Below are 23,126 nucleotides of genomic sequence, written 5' to 3' on the forward strand. Positions count from 1 at the left end.
ATTAACCTTAGCCGCATCGGTTCACTGCCGGTTGAGACACGTCCGCCATTCCCGGCAGCCGGTCGCATCGGGTCCTTACCTATTGCGACACTTCCGCCATCTTTGGCAGTCGTCATACGACCAACAATAGAGATTCAAGTGAAAAAAATATTAAGCTCGTTTTTTATCTTATTGGTAGCTTTGGGTTCAGCTCAAGCTGAAACCGTCTACGTTACCGACAATTTGAATTTGTCTCTCAGGAGCGAAGAAAATAACACCAGCAAGGCTGTTAAACTGCTCCCGACCGGCACCCCGATGACGGTATTAGAGGAAAATAGAAGCACTGGGTTTGCTCACGTCCGCCTGAATGACGGCACGGAAGGCTATATGCCGATCCGTAATACCATGAAGGAACCGCCCAGCCGCGCTCAACTAGAGGTTGTCAATAAGAGTCTGGCAGTATTGCAGTCTGAAAATGCCACGCTCAAAGCCGAGCTGGCTACGGTAAAAGAATCCATTACCCCGGGGACGTCTCTTGAGCAGTCCTTGGCGACAGAACGCGATCATTTAAGCAGAGAGCTCAGTGAGCTGAAAAAAACCGCTGCCAGTACCATAGAATTAAAAAACCAGCGCGATGAGCTTCAAGAACGCGTGGTGAATGTTGAGCGGGAGTTGCAACAGTTCAAGCTTGAAAATCAGGCATTGCAAGACACCGCTAACCAAGACTGGTTTTTATACGGCGGCATACTCGCCCTTATCGGCGTAATCTTGGGATTCATTTTGCCTAAACTCAGTTGGAGACGTAGCAGAAGCAGCTGGGATTCTTATTAAACATTAAGGCAAAAGGCAAAAGGCAAAAGGCTAAAGGCTAAAGGCTAAAGGCAAAAAAAGCCCGGATCCTTCGCCCTTAGCCTTTAATTTTAATTATGAGTGACAAAACACCCGCACTTTTTCTTCCCAGGTCGTTGACGGCATGGAGCGCGCACCGAGCCGCGCCATGTTGCACGCTGTCGGCTTTAGCAATGAATATTTCAAAAAACCGCAAATAGGCGTTGCGCCAACCTGGAGCATGGTCACGCCGTGCAATATGCACATCAACAAACTGGCCGATGCGGCAGCGGTTGGCGTCAACAATGCCGATGGTAAGGCTGTGATTTTCAACATCATTACCATTTCCGACGGCATTTCGATGGGCACAGAGGGCATGAAATATTCGCTGGTATCCCGCATTGATAATAAGGATTCTATAAACCCATCATGGAACCACAACAATCATTCGTTAGCTGGTTTAGGGATTCATCCCCCTACATCCACGCCCACCGCAACAAGACCTTCGTTATTTCATTCGGTGGCGAAGCGGTGCTGGCTGATGATTTCAATCATCACGTTCACGATTTCGCCTTGCTGAACAGCCTGGGCATACGCCTGGTTTTAGTTCACGGCATACGGCCGCAAATCGACCAGCGTCTTGCCAAGCTGGACGTTCCCGCTCACTTTCACAATAACTTGCGCATTACCGACGATGTGGCGCTGCAATGCGTCAAAGAAGCGGCCGGCTTGGTCCGCGTGGAAATTGAAGCGCTGTTATCGATGGGGCTGGCTAACTCGCCGATGGCGGGGGCCAAAATCAAGGTGGCCTCGGGCAACTTTGTGGTCGCCAAACCCATCGGCGTAATTGACGGCATTGATTACTGCCATACCGGCGAAGTCCGCCGCATCGACAGCGCGGCCATTCACCAGCAGCTTGACCAGGACAATGTCGTGCTGATCTCGCCGGTCGGTTATTCGCCGAGTGGCGAAGTCTTTAACTTGTCGGCCGAACAGGTCGCCACCGCGGTTTCGATTGCGTTAAAAGCCGAAAAACTGGTTTTGCTGACCGAGCAAGGCTGTCTCAATCCAGACAACGGCGAACAAATCCAGCAAATGACTACCGCCGAAGCCGACGCTTTCTTACAGCAGCATCCGGACATATCCACCGATATCAGCTTGCCACTCAAGGCGGCGATGCAAAGCTGCCAATCCGGCATCGACCGCGTACATTTAATTGACAGAACCATCGACGGCGCGCTGTTGCTGGAGTTATTCAGCCGTGACGGCATCGGTACGCTGATCAGTTCGACGGCGTTTGAAGAACTGCGCCCGGCGACGCTGAACGATATAGGCGGCATTCTGGAGTTGATCAAGCCGCTGGAACAGCAAGGCAAGCTGGCCAAGCGCTCCAGGGAAAAGATCGAAATGGAAATCGCCGACTATATCGTTATCGAACGCGACGGTTTGATCATCGGTTGCACCGCTCTGCATCCTGATGTGCAAGGCCGGTTCGGCGCGATTGCCTGTCTTGCCGTGCATGCGGATTATCGAGGATCGAGCAGAGGCAACCGCATGCTTGAATATGTATACCGCAGGGCAGGGGAACTCGGGCTTAAAAAATTGTTCGTGCTGTCTACGCAAACCATGCATTGGTTTATTGAACGGGGTTTTTTATCGTCGTCTATTGCCGATCTTCCCGATCAGCTCAAGGCGCTATATAATCCGCAAAGAAATTCCAAGGTTCTCTGTAAAGATATTGGATAAGAGTTTCTCATGACTGATCACGCCGCCTGTTTATCAATTCTGCAACTATCTGATCTGCATATCTTGGCGGCTCCGGAAGATAGATTGCTGGGCATTAATACCGAGCATTATTTCCACGCTTGTCTTGAACAGGCCTTCTCTGAAAAACATCATTTCGATTTGATTCTGGTGACCGGCGACTTGGCTCAAGATCCTTGTCTTGCCAGCTACCGGCGCATCTTAAACAGTCTTGAGGCTTACGACACGCCCTGTATCTGTCTGCCTGGCAATCATGACGATTATGAACTCATGCAGCAGATATTAAATACCGGCAAGATTAACTGCCGCAAACAGGCTTTTCTGGGGAATTGGCAGCTAATTAGCCTGAACAGCCAAATCGTCGGAGACCCCGGCGGCCGTTTGGAAAATGAGGAATTGGACTTCCTTGAAAACTGCCTAATTGAAAATCCTGATCGCTACGCGCTTATCGCAGTCCATCACCATTTTCTGGAAACCAAAAGCCCGTGGATGGATACCATGATCATTGAAAATCGGCAGCAGTTATTGGCGATAATAGACAGGCATCCGCAAGTAAAAGTCGTAGTCAATGGTCATATCCATCAAGTCATGGATGTAAAGATGGCAAGCTTTCGAGTATTGGGTGCGCCCTCCACCTGTTTTCAATTTGTGCTGGAAGCCGCTGAATTCTGTGTCAGCGACACGGCTCCGGGTTATCGGTTAATACAACTGCATGCAGATGGCGGGGTTGAATCCGAGGTTATGCGTTTGCCGGAGCCATTGACGGGATTGCAAGCAAATACGCATGGATATTGAGCCGGCCAGGCTCATTATAAGAGAGTAATCTCCAGTATTTCCTGCCCGACCAGTAGACATTGATTTTCTGTTTGCGCGTAAATAAAGTGCATCCGATAAGTCCCTTTGTAGATGTGTCCGTATACTTCCAGAACGTCAAACTTGCCTTCTCCGGCAGGGTTTTTTATCGGCTTAAGCACGGTAACAAGCTCATTAATTTCAGTCCTTTCATCCAATCCGAAGTGAAAATCCAACAGTTTTTTGGCTTGAATCAGTGCATCTTTTGAACAATGATGCAGCGGTTTAGCGGCTGCAAACGTTGGCGTGATAAGTAATAAAACCAGTAACGCATATTTCATCATATTTCTCCCGAATAAAAAATTGCCGATGGTGGGTAAACATTTACCTGTTCCGTAGTTGGAAGCGCTGCTTGTGCTGAACAACCGCAATGCACTAACTTATTAACGCATAATATTGCTTAAAAAGCTGGGTACGCTCAGCCAAACCATTTGTTCCGCCATTAACTTTCTTGGTTACGGCGGTTATCACCGCGTCTGTTGAGCCACCGTCGCAGACTGTCCATATTTTATTTACATCAAAGAAAAAGCCAGCGGATGCCAATGGATAATCAGTGGCCACTAAATCAGGATTGGCAACGGTCTCGGCACGGACAGTTTTGCCAAAATCGGCGTAATTCGCTTTGCCTGTCAGTTGAATGTAGCCACGCCCCCTGAAAATATAGCCGTCACCGCTCGCTTCGTTGCCATTGCCCATTCTGTCCGCATAGACCCTAGCGCCAATCTTGGCTGGATTTCTTGCATAAGATTCATTTAACGGCTCAGGAAAGTATTTGGGAAATGTTGTTTTCAAGCCGTCGGCTGAATAATTCAAGTTCTCGTAGACGACCTTGAAACCGTCGCTTTCATCCGCGCATTGCGCTAAAAAGTGGGCCAAGCGTAAAGAGTTTGTTATAGCGGCTATAGCAGGTATCTGAGCAATGACTTCATCGGGAATATAGCCTTTAAGACTATCGGAATTAAATCCTGCTAAAGACGCCGGAAACAGCTTTGCCCATGTGGCATTTCCTACAATCCCGTCGGCGGCCAAACCATTTTCCGCTTGCCATGCTTTTACTTTCAGTTCGGTATCCGACCCGAAAATGCCATCGGCAGTTAAAGCTAGCCGAGTTTGAAGTTTTTTAACATCATCACCTTTTGAACCTTTTTCTAAAAACATGCTATCTCTCTTGTTAATTGTTTTAAATAGCGGTTAGACGCATTGCATAGGATCTTATATGGCTACTGCCGGGCGGAGTGCCGTGCCCGAAGTTACAAGGCATCAATGCAGAGGAACAGAAAGTTTTCCTAAAGTGTCTGGCTTGAGTGGCTACTTTATTAATTCTTAATTCCGATGCCTTTGTGCAAAAGATAAAGGCTGAATAATGTCAGGACAACAATAAATCCGCCGGTAATGATAAAGGTCAAATGAATATCGACATCCGTCACACCGATCAAGCCATAACGGAAGGCATTGATCATGTATAAGATGGGGTTTCCCATCGAGATGTTCTGCCAAATACCGGGCAGCATATTGACCGAATAGAAAACGCCTCCCAGGTAGCTTAATGGCGTTAACACAAAGTTCGGGATAATCGAAATGTCGTCAAAACTTTCCGCAAGTACTGCATTGATGAAGCCGGCCAAGGAAAATACGGTGGCTGTCAGCGCCGCGATTGACAGGGCGATGGCGAGGTTAGTTACGGTAATGTCTGTAAATAGCATGGATATCAAAGTTACCACGACGCCCACCAGTAATCCCCGGATAATGCCGCCACTCACGTATCCGCCCAGAATGACCCAGTTGGGTATCGGGGCAACCAGCAATTCTTCAATATTACGCTGGAATTTGGTTGAGTAAAACGAAGATACGACATTGGCGTAAGAATGACTGATAACCGACATTAAAATAATGCCGGGGACGATATAGTCCATGTAGCTGGCGCCGCTGATAGTCCCTATACGGTCGCCGATCAGCTTGCCGAAAATCAGGAAATACAGCGCGGTGGTGATAGCCGGAGGCAGCAGGGTTTGCGGCCAGATACGGATAAACCGGAATACTTCCTTGATAACAATGGTTTTAAACGCAATGGAGTAGTTCATTGTTTATCGCCTGCCGGTTTGGAGTCAGTGGAGGATGAGTCGATCAAATCCATAAATAACTGTTCCAGCCGATTGGATTTGTTTTTCAGGCTAATGACTTCAATGTTTTGTGCGCTTAACTGGGCAAAGAGTTTATTAAGCCCGTGCTCTTTAGGTACGGCAACGTTAAGCATTTTGTCGGACAGGAGTTCAATTTGACAGCCCTCAATTATCGGGGCGGTAGCAATAGGCTGGGCAAGATCCAGTACAAAATGCTCTATGTGCAGTCTTGCCAGCAAACTGGCCATATCGGAATTTTCGACTATTCGCCCGTGATTGATGATCGCGATATTGCGGCACAGGCTTTCCGCTTCTTCCAGATAGTGCGTAGTTAAAATGATCGTCGTGCCTTGCTGATTCACTTCCTGCATCATTTGCCACATGGAGCGGCGTATTTCTATATCGACGCCCGCGGTCGGCTCATCAAGAATCAATAGCTTGGGGGCATGCACTAAGGCACGGGCTATCATGACCCGGCGTTTCATGCCACCGGATAAGCGCCTGGATACAGTATCGCGCTTATCCCATAAGTCCATTTGTCTAAGGCAATATTCGGTCCGTTGCAGCGCAAGTTTGCGCGGCGTTCCATAATAGCCGGCCTGGTTTAATAGGATGCTTTTAACGGTGTCAAATTGATTGAAATTAACTTCTTGCGGAACCAGGCCGATACAGCTTTTGGCTTTTTCACGTTCGCGTCTTAAATCATGCCCAAAGATACTGACTGAGCCGCTGGATTCGGTGATCAGTGAACTGATAATGCCGATAGCCGTTGACTTGCCTGCGCCATTGGGCCCCAGCAAGGCAAAGAAATCGCCGGCCTCAACATCAAGATCGATGCCTTTTAAGGCTGTAAAGCCGTTATTATAGGTTTTTTTGAGATTACGCAGAGATAATGCATTCATGCTGAAACTAACACTTAACGGAAACCTTTAAATAAGTTAAATTACGCGCTGCATCCATGTATTTGGATGGTTAAAATCGTGTGATTTTATCAGATATTACCATGCTTCATAGACAAAACTGGATAACTCGTGCCGAAGAAACCTCCCGAAACCGTTGCTGCTGTAGACTTGGGGTCCAACAGTTTTCATATGATTGTTTGTAGTTTGACTAACGGTAATTTGCAAACTCTCGATCGCCTCAAGGAAATGGTAAGGCTTGCTTCCGGCCTGGACAAAAAAAATTATCTTGATACCGATACCCAGGAACGGGCTTTAGGCTGCCTTGAACGGTTTGGCCAAAGAATTCGCCACTTTCCGCCGGAAAGCGTCCGCGTTGTTGGCACCAGTACCTTGCGCCAAGCTAAAAACTCACAGCAGTTTTTAGAGAAAGCTGAAAAAGCGCTAAACCATCCTATCCACATCATTTCGGGAATAGAAGAAGCCCGTTTGATTTATCAGGGCGTTGCGCACAGCTTGGGCAGTAACGCCAATTTACGGTTGGTTATGGACATAGGTGGGGGCAGCACCGAATACATCATAGGTTCAGGCGACACGCCCAGGGTAAAGGAAAGTACGCCCATGGGCTGCGTAGTGGTCAGTAACGCCTTTTTTGAAAACGGTAAACTGTCCAGAGATGCCTTCACTCAAGCGACCTTGTTCGCGGAACAACAACTTGAACCGATTCAGAAACAATTTCAGCGTAAGAACTGGGACGAAGCCATCGGTGCATCAGGCAGTTTAAAAGCCATTGATAAGGTTCTTCAGGCCAAAAACTGGAGCAATAACGGTATCACCATGGAAGGCCTGGAGCATCTGGTCGCCCATATTAACCAGTGCAACCATATTGATGAGCTTAACTTGCCGGAACTCGATCCTGAGCGTCTTCCGGTATTTGTGGGCGGCGTAGCTATCGTTTATGCTACTTTCAAAAGTTTAGGTATTGAGCAAATGACCGTTTCCGATGGGGCGCTTAGAGAAGGCCTGATTCAGGATTTACTGGGACGGCTATACGATCATGATATTCGTTCGGCAACCGTGCATGTATTGGCCGACCGCTATCACATCGATAAAGAGCACGTTTTACGCGTTAAGCGGACGATTAGCTATATCCTGGATCAATTGGGCGATGATTTTTGCGGACCTAACCGCGAATATGTCGTGCAATTTTTAAACTGGGCGGCAGACCTGCACGAGATCGGCCAGGATATCGCCCACAGTCAGTACCATAAGCACAGTGCTTATATCATTGAGAATGGCGATTTTTCAGGTTTTTCCAAACAGGATCAGGTCTTATTGTCAACCATTGTAAAATCGCACCGACGCAAGATATCCCGTTCCCTGTTTAAAGAGTTACCATCTCCGTGGAATATTGATGCGCTCGTTGTGACCATTATTTTGCGCTTGTCAGTATTGTTGCACCGCAATCGGCAGGAGCATGACAAACCTGATTTTAAAATATCGTTAACAAAATCAAAGGTCCGCTTGCAGTTTCCAGACCATTGGTTGGCTCAGGCGCCGCTGACTCATGCCGATTTAATCCAGGAAGCAACTTATTTAAAATCGGCGGGATTCAAACTGGAGTTCTCTTAAACAGTCTCATGAAAACTTTTTTCAGCAACTACACCATGCGTTGTTCTCGGCATACCGTAGCGTTACTCAACGCAGGCTTACGCATGTTGTTGTATTGTGTTGGAGGATTATTAATTTTATGCATGATGCTGGTTTTTTTTGGTGTTGGCGACAAGCCTGAGCTAGAGGTGGGATGGTCGCCCACTCGTGATGACCTGGTCAGGGCGAAAAAAATTCTGCATGAAGGGGCTAAAACCAAACCTGATGAGGTTGGTATTATTGAGTTAACCGTCGCCGATCTTAATCTTGCCGGCAATTATTTGTTAAATCGTTATAGCAAAAGCGCAGTGGATTTGGAATTTAAGCATAACGAGCTGCGATTTAAAGTCACCATGACTTTGCCTGCAAACAAGGTGGGCAAGTATTTAAACGTCAGCTTCAGGTTAGGCAATGTCGAAGGCAATGAGCTTCCGGTCATAACCAAATTTAAAGCCGGAAAATTACTGTTACCGGCAAAATTGGCCGCCTTTGTTATTGACACTGTTATTCAGCATTCATCGTTGAATGAGTATTTCATTCTGGCAACCCGACCTATTAAGGCAGTTAAAATCGACGCGGAAAAGCTCACCATTACCTACTATCCGAACAAGGATACGTTGATCCAGGCGCGAAACTTCCTGACTCACACGGGCGACAATTCGACGCTTAACATATATCAGCAAAAACTCGCCGACATCGTTGCCAAACATGATGCCGCGTGGCGCTTATCGCTGGCGGACTTGTTGCGTCCATTGTTTGAGCTGGCCTACCAACGCTCTACATTGGAAAATGCCATAGATGAAAATAGGGTGGTTATTTCTGCGATTAATGACTACGTCAATAAAAAAGAAACCAAAAAACTGCTGTCTGTGCCTGATTCTATGCCTGCGACGGGGCAACAATACTCCGCTTTTTTATACAAGCGCATCGATTTGGCCCAACATTTTATAGGTTCAGCCGCGCTAACTGCCTCGGTAAACAAACAGGCGGCGCAAATCGCCGGCGAAGAAAAGGAATTAAGCGACGCGCAGGGCGGCAGCGGTTTCAGTTTTATCGATTTGGCTGCCGATAAAGCCGGTACACGCTTTGGAGAAATGGCGACATCGTCGCCGGAAAATGCACGTAAAATGCAAAAAGCCATGTCCGAGATAAAAGATTACAGCGATTTTATGCCGGACCCCAGAGATCTTCCCGAACACATGAATGAGGCAGATTTTAAACAGCGCTTTGAGTCCGTAAACAGTCCTGTTTACCAGGATATATTAAAGCAGATAGATGCCCGCATATCAGCGGCGCCCATTTACAACGCACAATAAAAAGGGAGCTAAAAAGCTCCCTTAATTTAATGGCAGGAATAACGGTTAGGCTATTCCTGAGTCAAGCTTAGTTAAAAGTAGAATCCACTGTGCCAGGCAGAGTCGGCATTGTCTGTTTAGGAAACTCGCCAGTCAAACCGTTCAAAAATGCCACAATATCGGCAACTTCTTCTTTAGATAGATCTTTGCCTAATTGCAACTTGGCCATCAAAGTAACCGCTTTATCCAGTGTTTTAACTGAGCCGTTGTGGAAGTAAGGCGCGGTCAAAGCGATGTTGCGTAAAGTCGGTACTTTCCACAAATGTTCATCGGCCTGATTTTTGCTGACTTCCGCTAAGCCTTTATCTTTGCCGAAGTGATGTTGCGCTTCCCAGTAGCCATTAGGAATGACAGGAAATTTCTGGAACATACCGGGGCCGTTAAATGCCGGACCGCTGTGGCAATTGGTGCAACCTAATTCCGCAACCTTTTCCATACCGCGAACTTGTTGGTCTGTTAAAGCCGATTTGTTGCCGGAAACATAACGGTCATAAGGGCTATTAGGTGTAATTAGAGTTCTTTCGTAAGCTGCGATGGCTTTAGTCGCAGTGTCTTTAGAGATTCCATCTTTGCCGAAAGCTTTTTCAAATGGTTCTTTATAACCTTCAATCGATTGCAAACGCGCGACGACTTCATCCCAATTTTTCATGCCCATTTCAATTGGATTGGTTACAGGACCTGCTGCCTGGTCTTCCAGGCTTGCTGCTCTGCCGTCCCAAAACTGGACTTTATTAAATGCGGCATTCCAAACTGTCGGTGCGCTACGTCCACCCGTTTGACCGTTAACGCCCATCGCAGTTGCTCTATTGTCTTCGCCGCCCAGCATGGTGTTATGACAAGAAGAACAAGAAACCGTACCGGTAGAAGATAAACGCGGATCATGATAAAGCATTTGACCTAGCTCGACTTTAGCTGCAGTCGTTGGATTATCAGCAGGCGCATCGGCCTTGGTTGGCAAAGTCTCCCAAGCCGAAGCGACCGAAATTGAACTTGCTAACGCTAACGCGGTAACCAGTGAACGAATTTTAAACATACCACACTCTCCAATTTTATTTTTAATGTTGTTAATGTGAGGGGAACCGTTGCGAGCCCGGTAACCTTAGTGCACATCTAATAGAATTGTAAGATATGCGGCGGATAAGGTACAACCAAATTTCCTTGTGCGGGTTTATGACTAGGGATGCTTATACTGCATCCTCAACAGAAATACAGGTTGAGCATGTCTTTGCAACAAGCTCACTGTATTCGTTGATAAATATTTATCTTTCATTGCTACAGTGGTTTACACTGTTTCTTAATCCTCGTTTGATACTTTATGCAGAGGAGATGGACAGCCTACCGCGTCATATCGCTACGTGAAAAGACACTGTTCTTTTGCTTTGTTCCTGTTTGACGCTTTTTTCACTACGAACGCTACACTGCACCAGGTGATTAATAATGCGCAAAATAATGATCAATCAGGCCGCTGAAAATACCCCCTCTTCCGATCTGAATTTTTTAGATATAGAACATCTTGCCCAAGTAGAGTTTACCTCGGAGTGCCGGGAGCACCCTGTTGAGTCCGCCTTGTTATTGACGGCGGATCAGGATGCCGGATGGCAGGCCGCAACTTCCGGTGAACAAACGATCCGTCTTGTTTTTGACCAGCCTCGCACTATCGAACGCATTTATTTGATATTCGATGAGCCACAACAGTCGCGCACCCAAGAGTTTGTCCTGCTTTGGTTGATGGAAAATGACAGCACTTATCGGGAAATTTTACGGCAGCAATATCATTTTAGTCCGCCTGACACGACCCGCGAAATTGAGAATTATGAGGTCAGGCTTGATCAGTTAAAGGTGCTGGAATTAAAAATAATTCCAGACATCAGCGGTAGTCAAGCTTGCGCCCGGCTTAAACAGTTGCGTCTTGCGTAAATGCCGATTTTAATCAGGTGCGGATGTCAATTGCATGCGATGGCTAAACAAATAATAAAAGACCGTGTGGGGTTATAGCTAAATCAACTAAAGAGGTAGTTATGATGTTTCCAGTATCTGCGTCAGTTGTTATTGCATTGTTGATGGGTATTGTAGGAGGCGTATTCGTGCTTTTGGAGCTGCGACGCGTTCTTAGCTATGATCAAGGCAATGAGGCTATGCAAGCCATTGCAAAGGCTATTCAAAAAGGATCGGCGGCCTTTTTGTCGCGCGAGTATCGTGTCATCGCGATTTTTGTAGTCATTGTCGCTACCCTTATTTCCGTGCTTTTACAATGGCAGACCGCGTTTTGTTTTGTGGTGGGTGCGAGTGCGTCTGCAAGCGCTGGCTGCCTGGGGATGTATGTGGCGGTTCGGGCCAACGTTCGAACTGCGGCGGCGGCTGGGCGCAGTTTGCATGAAGGATTGCGCGTTGCTTTTGGCAGCGGTTCTATTATGGGCATGGCTGTGGTTAGCTTTAGTCTTATCGGTATGACGGTATTGTTTTTGATATTTAACGGCAGTCCGAGCCAATTGGCCGACATTGCCGGCTTTGGTTTTGGCGCTAGCAGTATTGCGCTGTTTGCAAGAGTCGGTGGCGGTATTTACACCAAAGCCGCTGATGTCGGGGCTGATTTGGTGGGTAAGGTCGAACAAGGTATCCCCGAAGACGATCCACGCAATCCCGCCGTCATTGCCGATAATGTAGGCGATAATGTGGGCGATGTCGCGGGCATGGGCGCGGATTTATTTGAAAGCTATAGCGGTTCGATTATTGCTACCGCAACGTTGGGCGCCGCATTGGGTGCAAAGTCGTCGGCATTTATCGGATTGCCTTTCTTGATTGCCGCTGTTGGTATAGTTGCCAGTCTTTTTGGTATTTATATAGTCATTGGCAAACAGAAAAAACAGTCGAGCAGCAGCGAATCCAAAATCGCCCGCTTTATAGAACAATACAGAATAACAATCGACGAAAATGCCAGTCTGGATGACTTATTGGCGGCGCTACGCCATTCTGTCTGGGGGGCGTCGATGCTAATATTAGGGCTTTCTTTGATTGCCGTACTGATTTCAGGGATCAGCTTTAATTATTGGCTGGTTATTTTGACCGGCTTGATAGCGGGCAACGCCATTGCTTATGTGACTGAGTATTACACGGCATACACTGAAAAACCCACGCAAGCCATTGCTCGTGCTACGCAAACGGGCGCGGCAACTACCATTATCCAAGGCTTGGCAGTCGGTATGATAAGTACCGTTTTTCCTGTATTGATTGTCGCGACTGTTATCTTGCTGAGCATCGGACTGGGCTATGCAGCCGATGGTACTATGGCTGCCGGTCTCTATGCAGTAGCTTTAGCGGCTGTGGGTATGTTAAGTACTTTAGGTGTGACGTTGGCGACTGATGCTTACGGTCCGGTAGCCGATAATGCAGGCGGCATTGCTGAAATGAGTCATCTGCCCAGTGAAGTGCGTCATCGTACCGATGCGCTGGACAGCTTGGGCAATACCACCGCCGCTACCGGCAAAGGCTTTGCTATTGGCTCGGCGGTACTGACGGCGCTGGCTTTGTTGGCTGCTTATGTGACGGCTGCAAAGATTTATAGTTTGAATATTTTGGGAGCAACCCTGCTGCCGGGTATCTTGATTGGTGCGATGATGCCGTATCTGTTTTCTGCGTTAACTATGAGGGCGGTGGGCAGGGCGGCTCATAAGATTGTCATTGAGGTACGTCGTCAGTTTCACGAAATTCCCGGCTTGATGGACGGCACGGGGCAGCCTGACTACGAAACTTGTGTCGGCATCTGCACAGAAAGTGCTTTGCGTGAAATGGTATTGCCCGGTGCATTAGCAGTTATTGTGCCGCTGGTTGTGGGGAATATTTTGGGTAAAGAAGCCCTTGCGGGTATGTTGGTCGGCGCCATGTCATCGGGCTTTCTGCTGGCGGTGATGATGGCTAATGCGGGCGGCGCATGGGACAATGCGAAAAAATGGATTGAAACAGGGCAATATGGCGGCAAGGGTTCCGATTGCCACAAAGCTGCCGTGGTGGGCGATACTGTAGGTGATCCCTTTAAAGATACCAGCGGCCCGTCTTTAAATATTTTGATTAACCTGATGTCCATCGTCAGTCTTGTTTTTGCCACTTCCTTTGGTTCGGGGTGGTTTGGTTTTTAATATGCGCATCTATTAGGATGTACCATTTGCCGGGTTGTGTTATTAGGCAAATGGGGCATGCTCGGGTGCAAAGCTGCTTTAAGTTTGGAATCTAATCTGTGAGGTTGATATGTTTAAAAGACTGATCGTTTTGTGCATGATGACTTTTTTATCCGGTTGCGGTTATAACACGCTGCAGTCCGGCGACGAGAACGTTAAAGCGGCATGGGCGGAGGTGCTAAACCAGTATCAGCGCCGCGCTGATCTGGTGCCTAATCTGGTGAATGTGGTAAAGGGTTATGCGGCTCACGAAAAGGATGTGCTGACCGAAGTTACTGAGGCTCGCGCCAAGGTCGGATCGATTCAGGCTACACCGGAATTGGTTGATGATGAGCAGGCGTTCCAAAAATTTATTGCCGCTCAAGGGCAAATGACCAGTGCAATCTCGCGGCTGCTGGCAGTGGCGGAAAACTATCCGCAATTGAAAGCTGATGGATTGTTCCGTGACTTGCAAGCGCAGCTGGAGGGTACGGAAAACCGTATTACCGTGGCGCGCAATCGCTTTATTGCTGCGGTCAAGGAATACAATGTTACCGTGCGATCTTTTCCTACCAACCTTACGGCGATGATGTTCGGCCACAAAGCCAAGCCGAGCTTTACCGTAGAAAATGAGCAAGCTATTTCAAAGCCGCCTACAGTTGACTTTGGAGTGCCTGCACCGGTTGGCGGACAATAAAATGTTGAGAACGTTGTCTACGATATTTCCTCGTGCCCGTTACGGACTCGGGTTTTTCCTGCTGTTATTTTGCATGGAGACTTGGGCGATGGTCGGTGTGCCCGAGTTATCTCGTCGCGTCACTGATCTTACCGGCACGCTCAACGCAGAACAGGTCAACTCTTTGGAAAATAAGTTGGCAGCGTTCGAAGCCCAAAAAGGTAGCCAGATCGCAGTATTGATCGTCCCGACTACGCAACCTAAAGATATAGCTGAGTTTGGCATAGAGGTTGCCGATTTGTGGCAAATAGGTCGCAAGGGGGTCGATGACGGCGTTATTCTGATTGTGGCAAAAGATGATCGAAAAATGCGTCTTGAAGTGGGTTATGGCCTGGAGGGCGTCATTCCCGATGCAGTTGCTAAAAGAGTGATAGCGGAGACCATTACGCCGCGTTTTCAGCAGGATGATTTCGCGGGTGGTATTGATGCGGGAGTTACGCAGCTAATGAAGCTGATTGAAGGCGAACCTTTGCCGGCACCGTCTGAAAATTCGGGTGAGAATCTGGGCGAGGGATCCTTTATGTTCATTTTGGTTGGCGGCTTGATTGCAGGTTTTGCTTTGTCAGTCATGATGGGGCGGGTCATGGGCGGCATGCTGGCGGGATTGGGCACTGGCTTGGTGGCAGCGTTGGTTTTAGGGTTGGCTTTTTCGGCAGCGCTATTTGTCGGGTTAATGGTTTTTTTTATCGTTGGAGTTCGTTCGACAGGCGGACGCGGTTGGTCTAGCGGTGGCGGCTTTGGCGGCAGTAGTGGCGGCGGTTCATGGGGCGGTGGCGGTGGCCGCTTTGGCGGAGGAGGCGCATCAGGATCATGGTAAATATTAAACGTTGGTTTCGTCATGCTTTTATGCCGCCGTGGCGTTGGCGCATGCTGTTTCCCAAAGCGGCACTTGCGGACATTGAAACAGCAGTAAAGGACTCCGAGCATCGGCACAGTGCCGAGCTTCGTTTTGCTGTTGAAAATGCGCTTGCATTAAGCCAGGTTTGGCGAGGTGTTTCGGCTAGGCAGCGTGCGATAGAGGTGTTTTCGAATTTGCAGGTCTGGGATACCGAGCAAAACAGCGGCGTTTTGATTTATCTGTTGCTGGCAGATCATGAAGTCCATATTGTCGCGGATCGAGGTATTGCCAAGCGTGTGGAGCAAGTTGAGTGGAATGCCATTGCAGAAGCTATGCAGAAAGAGTTTCTGCACGGTGATTTTCTGAGCGGGTCGCTGCAAGGCATCGAGCGTATCACAACATTGCTGGCTATTCATTTTCCGCCTGGCGCAGATAATCCTAATGAGCTTTCCAATAAGCCAATTATCGTTAAACGTTGATTTAATTAATCAGCGTGCTTGTCAATTGCTAATGAAGTCACGGGCTTTTAGTTCGGTTTATTCATGCAGGACAGGTATTTAGGATTTGACGAATTTGTTGTTTCCATATACCATTGCGCGGTTATGTTAGCTCGATTACCTGAATATATAGACCCTTTGCACCTAGCTGATAAGCGCGGTGAATTGAAGGGGCAAATACCTGTAAGTAGCTTGGATCGTTTGGCCGATGTGCTGTTTAACGATACAGGAGTTGTAACTGTGGATCTTTTTTTTGGCCGGGAAGGAAGGTTGGCCAAAGTTGAAGGGCAAATAGAGGCGGTTTTGGAGCTTAAATGCCAAAGCTGCTTGCAAGCAGTGCAATGGCCTGTCAAAAATACTGTCAAGTTAGGTATTGTTACCTCAATAGATCAAGCAGACAGATTGCCCGAGGATTATGAACCGTTGTTGGTTGATGATGAAAAAATCCTTCTAAAGAACATTATTGAAGACGAATTACTGCTTGTTTTGCCTGCATTCCCCAAGCATCAGCACGATTGTCTCGCCAATAATTCATATGTCAATAAAGCGGGTTCTTTGACAGATGAGCAGCAATCGCCCCCTGAAAATCCTTTTTCCATTTTAGCCAAACTTAAAAACACTGGAGATTTATAATGGCCGTACAAAAAAGTAAAGTATCGCGTTCAAGACGTGGTCAACGTCGTTCGCATGACGCGTTAACCGGTAGAACTTTGTCTCAAGATCCGATGACAGGTGAAACTCACATTCGCCATCATGTTACTCCTGATGGCTTCTTTAAAGGTCGTCAAATCGTAAGCAACGGCGACGAAGATTAATAAATCTTTCCACCTTGCAGCATCATGATATGCCGAAGTTGATCAAATTAGGTCAGGTTCGGCTTTTTTATAATAACTCAGGAGTCATCCGTAAGCGTGAGCCTAACAATTTCGATTGATGCAATGGGCGGGGATTTCGGTCCTGAAGTCACCATTCCGGCATCGTTGGATTGTCTAAAGAGCAATCCAGACTTAAAACTGATCTTAGTGGGCGATGAAGCGGTTCTGAAACCGCAGTTAGCCCAAGCATTAATTGATTACCAAGACAGACTTACCATTCAGCACGCATCCCAGTGTGTCGAAATGGATGAGTCGCCATCCAAGGCATTAAAAAATAAAAAAGATTCGTCAATGCGGGTTGCTATCAACCTGGTCCATGGCGGACGGGCAGATGCTTGTGTTAGTGCCGGCAATACCGGAGCTTTAATGGCTACTGCCCGCTTTGTGCTTAAAATGATTCCCGGAATTGATCGGCCAGCCATCATTTCCACATTGCCGTCCATTAATGGACATACGCATGCGCTTGATCTAGGCGCTAATGTGGATTGCTCTGCGGAGCATCTTTTTCAATTTGCAGTGATGGGTGCCGAGCTGGTTAAAGCGGTTGAAAATATTGATAATCCCAAGGTGGGTTTATTAAATATTGGCGAAGAAGATGTGAAAGGTAATGAGCAGGTTAAAGCTGCGGCAAAATTACTGGAAAATTCATCGTTAAACTACATAGGCTACGTGGAAGGCGATTCTTTAAATGCGGGTCATATCGATGTTGATTTGATTGTTGCCGATGGTTTTGTCGGTAATGTCGCGCTCAAATCCATTGAAGGTGCGGCAAAAATGATTGGAACCGCATTAAAAGAAGCCTTTGGTAAAAATAGTATCACCAAATTGGCGGGGCTTTTGGCCTATCCGGTGCTCAAATCATTTAAAAAACGTATCGACCCGCGCTTGTATAACGGGGCCAGCTTTTTAGGATTACGCGGCCTGGTTATTAAAAGCCACGGAGGAGCTGATATACTGGCGTTTAAAACGGCGATTCATCTTGCTGAAATTGAAGTAAAAAAAGACGTTATAAGAAAAATAAGCGAACAAGTCGAAAAGACTTTGGCTCTGAGAGAGAATGCATGATTCGTTATTCAAGAGTAATCGGTACCGGCGGCTATCTGCCGGAGAAAGTTCTTACCAATGAACAAATATCACAAACTGTTGACACTTCCGATAGCTGGATTTTTGAGCGCACCGGCATCAAAAGCCGTCGCATTGCGGGAGCAGACGAAACGGCCTCAAGCATGGCCGAGATTGCCGCAAGACAAGCTATAGAAGCTGCCGCTTGTGATGCCGAAGAAATTGACTTAATTATTGTTGCGACCGGTACGCCGGATCGTGTTTATCCAAGTACAGGTTGTTTGTTGCAGCAGCGCTTGGGTATTAAAAATTGCGTCGCTTTTGACGTGCAGGCTGCCTGTTCAGGTTCGATTTTTGCCTTGAGCATTGCCGATCAGTATATCAAATCGGGTGCAGCCAAGAAGGTTCTGGTTGTGGGGACTGAAATCTGTTCACGCGTTGTTGACTGGACTGATCGGGGAACCTGTATCTTATTTGGGGATGGTGCTGGCGCGGTATTGCTGGGCGTATCGGATGAAGCCGGTATTTTATCGACGCATATTCATTCTGACGGTGAATATGAAGATCTACTTTATTGCCCAAATCCTCAGGCGGCTACTGAAGCCAATAAGCACGAACCCGGCTACATCAGTATGCGCGGCAACGAAGTGTTCAAGGTGGCTGTCAATACGCTGGGGCGTATAGTCGACGAAACTTTGGCGGCAAATGACATGCAGCAGTCTCATGTTGATTGGTTGGTTCCTCATCAGGCGAATACAAGAATTATCGCGGCGACAGCAAAAAAATTAAAAATGTCCATGGATCATGTCATTTTGACCCTTGAAAATCAGGGCAATACCTCATCTGCATCCGTGCTGCTTGCCCTCAATGAAGGGATTCGGGACGGTCGCATTCAGCGCGGGCAAATTATTTTGCTTGAAGCGTTTGGGGCGGGGTTCACTTGGGGTTCTGCGTTAATTAAATATTAAAAGCATATTGAAATGAATAACCAAATTTATAACTTAGCTTTTGTTTTTCCAGGCCAGGGATCGCAATCTGTCGGCATGCTAAATGATTTGGCTGCCAGTTATCCCGAGGTGAAGCATACTTTTGAACGGGCATCCGATGCGTTAGGCAAGGACTTGTGGGCTATTGTCGCAGAAGGCCCGGAGGAAGAGCTTAATCAAACACATAATACGCAGCCTGCAATGCTGGCCGCCGGTGTGGCTGTTTGGCAGCTATGGTGCAAACACAGTAACATTCGCCCTGCATGGATGGCTGGCCATAGTTTAGGTGAATATACAGCCTTGGTTTGTTCGGATGCCTTGTCGTTTGAAGACGGCATAAAGCTGGTTGCGGCAAGAGGGAGATTGATGCAGGAAGCTGTGCCTCCAGGTGTCGGCGCAATGGCGGCAATTCTGGGTCTTGAGGATCATCAGGTTGTTCAGGTTTGCGCGAACGCGGCTGAGGGTGAGATCGTTTCGGCGGTCAACTTTAATTCGCCGGGGCAGGTGGTTATTGCCGGTAACGTTGCCGCGGTTGAAAGGGCAATGCTTGCCGCGAAAGAAGCAGGTGCTAAGCGCGCCGTGCTTTTACCTGTTAGCGTTCCTTCGCATTGTGAATTAATGGAATCGGCATCCCAAAAACTGGATGAGCAATTGCAATACACTGTGATTGATACGCCAAAAGCAACGCTGATCCATAATGTAGATGTTGCGTCACACAGCGCACCTGAAGTCATCCGTAATGCATTAAAAGAGCAGCTCTATAAGCCGGTGCGCTGGGCTGATAGCATTAAATTCATGCATGACCAGGGCGTTACCAGTTTTGTTGAATGCGGTCCGGGCAAGGTGTTAATCGGGCTGAACAAACGCATCGCTAAGGATGCAGAGCATATGTCTATTTATGATCCGGAAACATTAAATAAGGTATTGGAGCAACTCAATGGATAAACAAGTAGCTTTAGTAACGGGTGCCAGTCGTGGCATCGGTCGGGCAATCGCAGAAAGATTGGCTCAGGATGGTTTTTTTGTTATCGGTACTGCTACCACTGATAACGGCGCCGATTCAATCTCCTCCTATCTGGGTGAGCATGGCAAGGGCCTAAAGCTTGATGTCGCTAACCCTGAATCTATTGAAGAAGTCGTGAAAATTGTTAATGACGAGTTTGGGGCTCCAGCTGTGCTGGTCAACAATGCAGGCATCACTCGTGACAATTTGTTGATGCGCATGAAGGACGATGAGTGGGATGATATTATCAGCACCAACCTGACTTCGGTATATCGCATGAGCAAGGCGGTGCTGCGCGGCATGATGAAAGCCAAAACAGGTCGTATTATTAATATTTCATCTGTAGTGGGCTCGACAGGTAATGCAGGACAGGCAAATTACGCCGCAGCAAAGGCCGGAATGGTTGGGTTTGCTAAGTCTATGGCCAAAGAAGTGGGGTCAAGGAATATCACTATCAATACTGTGTCGCCTGGATTTATTGATACTGATATGACTAAAGAGTTGAGTGATGATATTAAAAATACCTTGCTGACATCTATTCCCCTGTCCCGTTTGGGTAAAGCGGAAGAGATCGCTCATACGGTTTCATTTTTGGCATCCGACGGCGCAGCTTATATCACTGGTGAAAATATTCATGTTAATGGTGGCATGTTCATGCCGTAAGAGGTGTTGCCTATAGTCGGTATCAGTAATGTTCATGCCTTTATATTGTGATATTCTTGCAATATAAAGTATAATTCTCCCCGCCGTCTGGAATTTCCGGAGACGGGATTTCAAATAAAATTAATAACAATACTATTGTAGGTCTTGGATTAGACGCCGGGAAACTTACATTGTTTGAGGACAATAAATATGAGTAACATTGAAGAACGAGTAAAAAAGATTGTTGCAGAACAATTGGGTGTTAAAGAAGATATCGCTACTGATGCTTCATTTGTAGATGATCTTGGTGCTGATTCTCTTGATACAGTTGAACTCGTCATGGCTCTTGAAGAAGAATTCGAATGCGAAATTCCAGACGATGAAGCTGAAAAAATTACAACTGTTCAGCAAGCTATCGATTACGTAGTAAAAAACGCTTAAAAACTAATCTTAGTTTATGAACTTGTAGGTTGGGTTACGGGCTGCATGGACGCAGAAGGTACGGCTCCACGGATGGAGGAGGTAGAGCACAGGGAGCACCAAAAGCAGGCGCTCTAGGCGATGCAGGAGCAATTGTCGACGACTGCATGTATGCAGAAAGCACAGAGTAATTGCCAAACGTAAGCGTAACCCACACTTAGTGCTTCGGTGTCTTATGACGGCGCACTTTCGGCCTATATGACTAATTCTTTATTCCCTCCTTTATTTTTCTTACGGTAAATCACATTGAGCAAACGTCGAGTTGTAATAACTGGATTAGGCGCAATCACGCCTTTAGCTAACACGGTCTCAGAAACATGGGATGGTATTATTAATGGCAAAAGCGGCATAAGCCCAATTGATTCCTTCGATATTTCTCCTTTTGCCACCACTTTTGGCGGCGTTATAAGAAATTTTGATATTAGCCAATATATTCCGGAAAAAGATGCCAAACGCATGGATGGATTTATCCATTACGGCATCGCAGCGGGGTGTCAGGCGATTGAAGATTCAGGTATTGAAGTAACCGAAGCTAATGCCGAGCGTATTGGTGTTGCTATCGGGTCTGGTATAGGCGGAATTACCGGTATTGAAGAATGCTATGCACTCTATGATAAAAGCGGTCCACGCCGTATCTCGCCGTTTTTTGTTCCCGGTAACATTATCAACATGATTTCAGGCAACCTTTCGATCAAATATGGATTAAAAGGCCCGAATTACGCCATTGTTACGGCTTGTTCCACAGGTACGCATAACATCGGCGATGCTGCGCGTTTAATTAAATACGGCGATGCTGATGTAATGATTGCGGGCGGTGCGGAACGTTGCACAACCTCACCGACAGCAATGGGCGGTTTTGCTTCGGCAAAAGCCTTGTCCCGCCGCAACGATGATCCGCAAGCCGCCAGCCGCCCTTGGGACAAAGACCGTGACGGCTTTGTGCTCAGCGATGGCGCAGGTGTTGTGGTTCTTGAAGAACTGGAACATGCCAAAGCGCGAGGCGCAAAAATTTACGCTGAATTGGTAGGCTTTGGTATGAGCGGTGACGCTTATCACATGACTACACCTTCACCCGGTGGCGAAGGCGCTGCACGTTGCATGAAAAATGCCTTGCGTGATGCCGGACTGAATGCCGATGCTGTCGATTACATCAATGCGCATGGCACGTCAACACCGGCCGGCGATGTGGGCGAAACTCAAGCGATGAAAGCCGCATTGGGCGACCATGCCTATAAAGTTGCCGTCAGTTCGACAAAGTCGATGATCGGTCATTTATTAGGTGCAGCCGGTGGCATTGAAGCCGTACTGACCGCATTAAGCATCAAAAATCAAATTGCTCCGCCGACCATCAATCTGGAAAATCAAGACCCGGAATGTGATCTGGACTTTGTTCCGAATACTGCGAGAAACATGAAAATTGATGTAGCAATGTCCAATTCCTTTGGCTTTGGCGGTACTAATGGTTCGTTAATTTTTAAACGGTATGAGTAATTAGTTTTCAGTAATTCTCGCAAAAACTGAAAGCTATGAATCAAAAAAATGATTCTCATCAATGGTGAAAGCAAGGAGCATATCGAAATATCTGATCGCGGTTTTCAATACGGCGACGGACTCTTTGAAACCATTGAAATTAGAGACGGGCAAGCTGTTTTTCTCGAACGCCATTTGCAACGGCTGAATGCCGGTTGTCAGCGACTTTACATCCCTTTTCCAGATATAGAGGTATTGCGCTTTGAAGCTGGAGAGCTTTGTCGTCTGTCGGTTGGCGGCACGCACCCTTTACGGGCAGTGCTTAAAATTATAATCACGCGTGGCTCGGGCGGGCGAGGTTATCGCCAACCCGATGTCATTCATCCAACTCGCATATTAAGTCTTCATTCCTATCCTGACTATCCGGAAGTATATCGGCAGCAGGGTATAGTCGTTCGTATTTGCGCAACTCGTTTAGGCTTGAACCCTGCCTTAGCAGGTATCAAGCATCTGAATCGGCTTGAACAGGTTCTGGCTAGAGCTGAATGGAAGGACTCTTCCATTCAGGAAGGGCTTATGCTCGACGTCAACGGCCACGTTATTGAAGGAACAATGACTAATCTGTTCTACGTTAAAAATAACAGTCTTCATACGGCAATACTGGCTCAGTCAGGTGTTGCCGGCATTATGCGCGGCATTATAATGAAGATATCAGTTGATCGTGGTTTTTCGGTAGTTGAACATGAATTTACGAAAGATGAGTTATTATCGGCTGATGAAGTATTCGTTTGTAATTCAATTATTGGCATCTGGCCCGTCAATCAAATCGAAACTACGCGTTTTTCGGTTGGCCCGGCAACCAGAAATATTCAAATCCAGCTGGACAAGTTGATCAGTGACGATTCCATGGAGGTGGAATGCTGGAAGTAAAGCAATGCA

At 47.2% G+C, this 23,126-nt stretch carries 24 protein-coding genes and 1 pseudogene; 20 read left to right on the forward strand and 5 right to left on the reverse strand.

Annotated elements, in window-relative coordinates:
* Positions 1–138: 138 nt before the first annotated feature.
* From M0R47_RS04500 to cpdA, 4 genes and pseudogenes are all read left to right on the forward strand, one after another.
* Positions 139–810, forward strand: a complete 672-nt coding sequence (locus M0R47_RS04500; protein WP_292550901.1) for a TIGR04211 family SH3 domain-containing protein — start codon at positions 139–141, stop codon at positions 808–810.
* A 142-nt stretch (positions 811–952) separates the two neighbouring features.
* Positions 953–1,207 (forward strand): annotated as a pseudogene (locus tag M0R47_RS04505) (dihydroxy-acid dehydratase); the annotation flags it as partial.
* A gap of 29 nt (positions 1,208–1,236) precedes the next feature.
* Entirely contained in the window at positions 1,237–2,553 is a 1,317-nt protein-coding gene (argA, locus tag M0R47_RS04510) for an amino-acid N-acetyltransferase (RefSeq protein WP_292550904.1), read from the forward strand.
* A gap of 9 nt (positions 2,554–2,562) precedes the next feature.
* Positions 2,563–3,366 carry a 3',5'-cyclic-AMP phosphodiesterase gene (gene cpdA / locus M0R47_RS04515; RefSeq protein WP_292550907.1) on the forward strand — a complete coding sequence of 268 codons (804 nt, stop codon included), beginning with the start codon at positions 2,563–2,565 and terminating at the stop codon, positions 3,364–3,366.
* 14 nt (positions 3,367–3,380) lie between these two features.
* Here the strand turns inward: cpdA and M0R47_RS04520 are convergent, their stop codons facing one another.
* The 4 genes from M0R47_RS04520 to M0R47_RS04535 form a co-directional block, all read right to left on the reverse strand.
* On the reverse strand, positions 3,381–3,707 hold the full coding sequence (locus tag M0R47_RS04520; protein ID WP_292550910.1) for a hypothetical protein: 327 nt from the start codon (positions 3,705–3,707) through the stop codon (positions 3,381–3,383).
* 91 nt (positions 3,708–3,798) lie between these two features.
* Positions 3,799–4,581, reverse strand: coding sequence for a peptidoglycan-binding protein (locus M0R47_RS04525; protein WP_292550913.1), 783 nt, complete (start codon positions 4,579–4,581; stop codon positions 3,799–3,801).
* A gap of 158 nt (positions 4,582–4,739) precedes the next feature.
* A complete protein-coding gene (locus M0R47_RS04530; protein ID WP_292550915.1) occupies positions 4,740–5,504 on the reverse strand; it encodes an ABC transporter permease in 765 nt (254 codons plus the stop codon).
* Positions 5,501–6,445, reverse strand: a complete 945-nt coding sequence (locus tag M0R47_RS04535; protein WP_292550918.1) for an ABC transporter ATP-binding protein — start codon at positions 6,443–6,445, stop codon at positions 5,501–5,503. Before M0R47_RS04535 ends, M0R47_RS04530 begins: the two co-directional genes overlap by 4 nt.
* A 129-nt stretch (positions 6,446–6,574) precedes the next feature.
* Between M0R47_RS04535 and ppx the strand changes: the two genes are divergently transcribed.
* Positions 6,575–8,074 carry an exopolyphosphatase gene (gene ppx, locus M0R47_RS04540; RefSeq protein WP_292550921.1) on the forward strand — a complete coding sequence of 500 codons (1,500 nt, stop codon included), beginning with the start codon at positions 6,575–6,577 and terminating at the stop codon, positions 8,072–8,074.
* A gap of 8 nt (positions 8,075–8,082) precedes the next feature.
* Positions 8,083–9,408 carry a hypothetical protein gene (locus tag M0R47_RS04545; protein WP_292550923.1) on the forward strand — a complete coding sequence of 442 codons (1,326 nt, stop codon included), beginning with the start codon at positions 8,083–8,085 and terminating at the stop codon, positions 9,406–9,408.
* 67 nt (positions 9,409–9,475) lie between these two features.
* Here M0R47_RS04545 and M0R47_RS04550 read toward each other — a convergent pair whose 3' ends face one another.
* Positions 9,476–10,480 (reverse strand): cytochrome-c peroxidase, encoded by a 1,005-nt coding sequence (locus M0R47_RS04550; protein WP_292550926.1) that lies wholly within the window; start codon positions 10,478–10,480, stop codon positions 9,476–9,478.
* A gap of 404 nt (positions 10,481–10,884) precedes the next feature.
* Here M0R47_RS04550 and M0R47_RS04555 point away from each other — a divergent pair, with 404 nt between their 5' ends.
* The 14 genes from M0R47_RS04555 (at position 10,885) to pabC (ending at position 23,117) form a co-directional block, all read left to right on the forward strand.
* On the forward strand, positions 10,885–11,364 hold the full coding sequence (locus M0R47_RS04555) for a carbohydrate-binding protein (protein WP_292550928.1): 480 nt from the start codon (positions 10,885–10,887) through the stop codon (positions 11,362–11,364).
* 101 nt (positions 11,365–11,465) lie between these two features.
* Complete coding sequence (locus tag M0R47_RS04560; protein WP_292550930.1) at positions 11,466–13,580, forward strand: sodium-translocating pyrophosphatase; 2,115 nt, start codon at positions 11,466–11,468, stop codon at positions 13,578–13,580.
* A gap of 109 nt (positions 13,581–13,689) precedes the next feature.
* Positions 13,690–14,295, forward strand: a complete 606-nt coding sequence (locus tag M0R47_RS04565) for a LemA family protein (RefSeq protein WP_292550932.1) — start codon at positions 13,690–13,692, stop codon at positions 14,293–14,295.
* 1 nt (position 14,296) lies between these two features.
* Positions 14,297–15,151 (forward strand): TPM domain-containing protein, encoded by an 855-nt coding sequence (locus M0R47_RS04570; RefSeq protein WP_292550935.1) that lies wholly within the window; start codon positions 14,297–14,299, stop codon positions 15,149–15,151.
* On the forward strand, positions 15,145–15,651 hold the full coding sequence (locus tag M0R47_RS04575) for a TPM domain-containing protein (protein ID WP_292550937.1): 507 nt from the start codon (positions 15,145–15,147) through the stop codon (positions 15,649–15,651). Before M0R47_RS04570 ends, M0R47_RS04575 begins: the two co-directional genes overlap by 7 nt.
* Positions 15,652–15,774: 123 nt before the next feature.
* On the forward strand, positions 15,775–16,302 hold the full coding sequence (locus tag M0R47_RS04580; RefSeq protein WP_292550940.1) for a YceD family protein: 528 nt from the start codon (positions 15,775–15,777) through the stop codon (positions 16,300–16,302).
* Positions 16,302–16,484 carry a 50S ribosomal protein L32 gene (rpmF, locus tag M0R47_RS04585; protein WP_006889999.1) on the forward strand — a complete coding sequence of 61 codons (183 nt, stop codon included), beginning with the start codon at positions 16,302–16,304 and terminating at the stop codon, positions 16,482–16,484. Before M0R47_RS04580 ends, rpmF begins: the two co-directional genes overlap by 1 nt.
* 96 nt (positions 16,485–16,580) lie before the next feature.
* Positions 16,581–17,609, forward strand: a complete 1,029-nt coding sequence (gene plsX, locus M0R47_RS04590) for a phosphate acyltransferase PlsX (RefSeq protein WP_292550943.1) — start codon at positions 16,581–16,583, stop codon at positions 17,607–17,609.
* On the forward strand, positions 17,606–18,574 hold the full coding sequence (locus M0R47_RS04595; protein WP_292550945.1) for a beta-ketoacyl-ACP synthase III: 969 nt from the start codon (positions 17,606–17,608) through the stop codon (positions 18,572–18,574). The genes plsX and M0R47_RS04595 overlap by 4 nt, the downstream gene beginning before the upstream one ends.
* A gap of 12 nt (positions 18,575–18,586) precedes the next feature.
* Entirely contained in the window at positions 18,587–19,537 is a 951-nt protein-coding gene (fabD, locus tag M0R47_RS04600; protein WP_292550948.1) for an ACP S-malonyltransferase, read from the forward strand.
* Positions 19,530–20,258, forward strand: a complete 729-nt coding sequence (gene fabG / locus M0R47_RS04605; protein ID WP_292550951.1) for a 3-oxoacyl-ACP reductase FabG — start codon at positions 19,530–19,532, stop codon at positions 20,256–20,258. Before fabD ends, fabG begins: the two co-directional genes overlap by 8 nt.
* A 189-nt stretch (positions 20,259–20,447) precedes the next feature.
* Positions 20,448–20,678, forward strand: a complete 231-nt coding sequence (acpP, locus tag M0R47_RS04610; protein ID WP_006890004.1) for an acyl carrier protein — start codon at positions 20,448–20,450, stop codon at positions 20,676–20,678.
* Between the two features lie 285 nt (positions 20,679–20,963).
* On the forward strand, positions 20,964–22,208 hold the full coding sequence (fabF, locus tag M0R47_RS04615; protein WP_292550954.1) for a beta-ketoacyl-ACP synthase II: 1,245 nt from the start codon (positions 20,964–20,966) through the stop codon (positions 22,206–22,208).
* Between the two features lie 48 nt (positions 22,209–22,256).
* Positions 22,257–23,117 (forward strand): aminodeoxychorismate lyase, encoded by an 861-nt coding sequence (pabC, locus tag M0R47_RS04620; protein ID WP_292550956.1) that lies wholly within the window; start codon positions 22,257–22,259, stop codon positions 23,115–23,117.
* Positions 23,118–23,126 lie beyond the last annotated feature (9 nt).

Origin of the sequence: Methylobacter sp., assembly GCF_023227905.1 — a bacterium.
GTDB lineage: Bacteria > Pseudomonadota > Gammaproteobacteria > Methylococcales > Methylomonadaceae > Methylobacter_A.

Coding starts and splice junctions, on each gene's coding strand:
- argA (WP_292550904.1), top strand. CDS start 1,237: ATGGAACCACAACAATCATTCGTTAGCTGGTTTAGGGATTCATCCCCC.
- cpdA (WP_292550907.1), top strand. CDS start 2,563: ATGACTGATCACGCCGCCTGTTTATCAATTCTGCAACTATCTGATCTG.
- M0R47_RS04520 (WP_292550910.1), bottom strand. CDS start 3,707: ATGATGAAATATGCGTTACTGGTTTTATTACTTATCACGCCAACGTTT.
- M0R47_RS04525 (WP_292550913.1), bottom strand. CDS start 4,581: ATGTTTTTAGAAAAAGGTTCAAAAGGTGATGATGTTAAAAAACTTCAA.
- M0R47_RS04530 (WP_292550915.1), bottom strand. CDS start 5,504: ATGAACTACTCCATTGCGTTTAAAACCATTGTTATCAAGGAAGTATTC.
- M0R47_RS04535 (WP_292550918.1), bottom strand. CDS start 6,445: ATGAATGCATTATCTCTGCGTAATCTCAAAAAAACCTATAATAACGGC.
- M0R47_RS04545 (WP_292550923.1), top strand. CDS start 8,083: ATGAAAACTTTTTTCAGCAACTACACCATGCGTTGTTCTCGGCATACC.
- M0R47_RS04550 (WP_292550926.1), bottom strand. CDS start 10,480: ATGTTTAAAATTCGTTCACTGGTTACCGCGTTAGCGTTAGCAAGTTCA.
- M0R47_RS04555 (WP_292550928.1), top strand. CDS start 10,885: ATGCGCAAAATAATGATCAATCAGGCCGCTGAAAATACCCCCTCTTCC.
- M0R47_RS04560 (WP_292550930.1), top strand. CDS start 11,466: ATGATGTTTCCAGTATCTGCGTCAGTTGTTATTGCATTGTTGATGGGT.
- M0R47_RS04565 (WP_292550932.1), top strand. CDS start 13,690: ATGTTTAAAAGACTGATCGTTTTGTGCATGATGACTTTTTTATCCGGT.
- M0R47_RS04570 (WP_292550935.1), top strand. CDS start 14,297: ATGTTGAGAACGTTGTCTACGATATTTCCTCGTGCCCGTTACGGACTC.
- M0R47_RS04575 (WP_292550937.1), top strand. CDS start 15,145: ATGGTAAATATTAAACGTTGGTTTCGTCATGCTTTTATGCCGCCGTGG.
- M0R47_RS04580 (WP_292550940.1), top strand. CDS start 15,775: ATGTTAGCTCGATTACCTGAATATATAGACCCTTTGCACCTAGCTGAT.
- rpmF (WP_006889999.1), top strand. CDS start 16,302: ATGGCCGTACAAAAAAGTAAAGTATCGCGTTCAAGACGTGGTCAACGT.
- M0R47_RS04595 (WP_292550945.1), top strand. CDS start 17,606: ATGATTCGTTATTCAAGAGTAATCGGTACCGGCGGCTATCTGCCGGAG.
- fabD (WP_292550948.1), top strand. CDS start 18,587: ATGAATAACCAAATTTATAACTTAGCTTTTGTTTTTCCAGGCCAGGGA.
- fabG (WP_292550951.1), top strand. CDS start 19,530: ATGGATAAACAAGTAGCTTTAGTAACGGGTGCCAGTCGTGGCATCGGT.
- acpP (WP_006890004.1), top strand. CDS start 20,448: ATGAGTAACATTGAAGAACGAGTAAAAAAGATTGTTGCAGAACAATTG.
- pabC (WP_292550956.1), top strand. CDS start 22,257: ATGATTCTCATCAATGGTGAAAGCAAGGAGCATATCGAAATATCTGAT.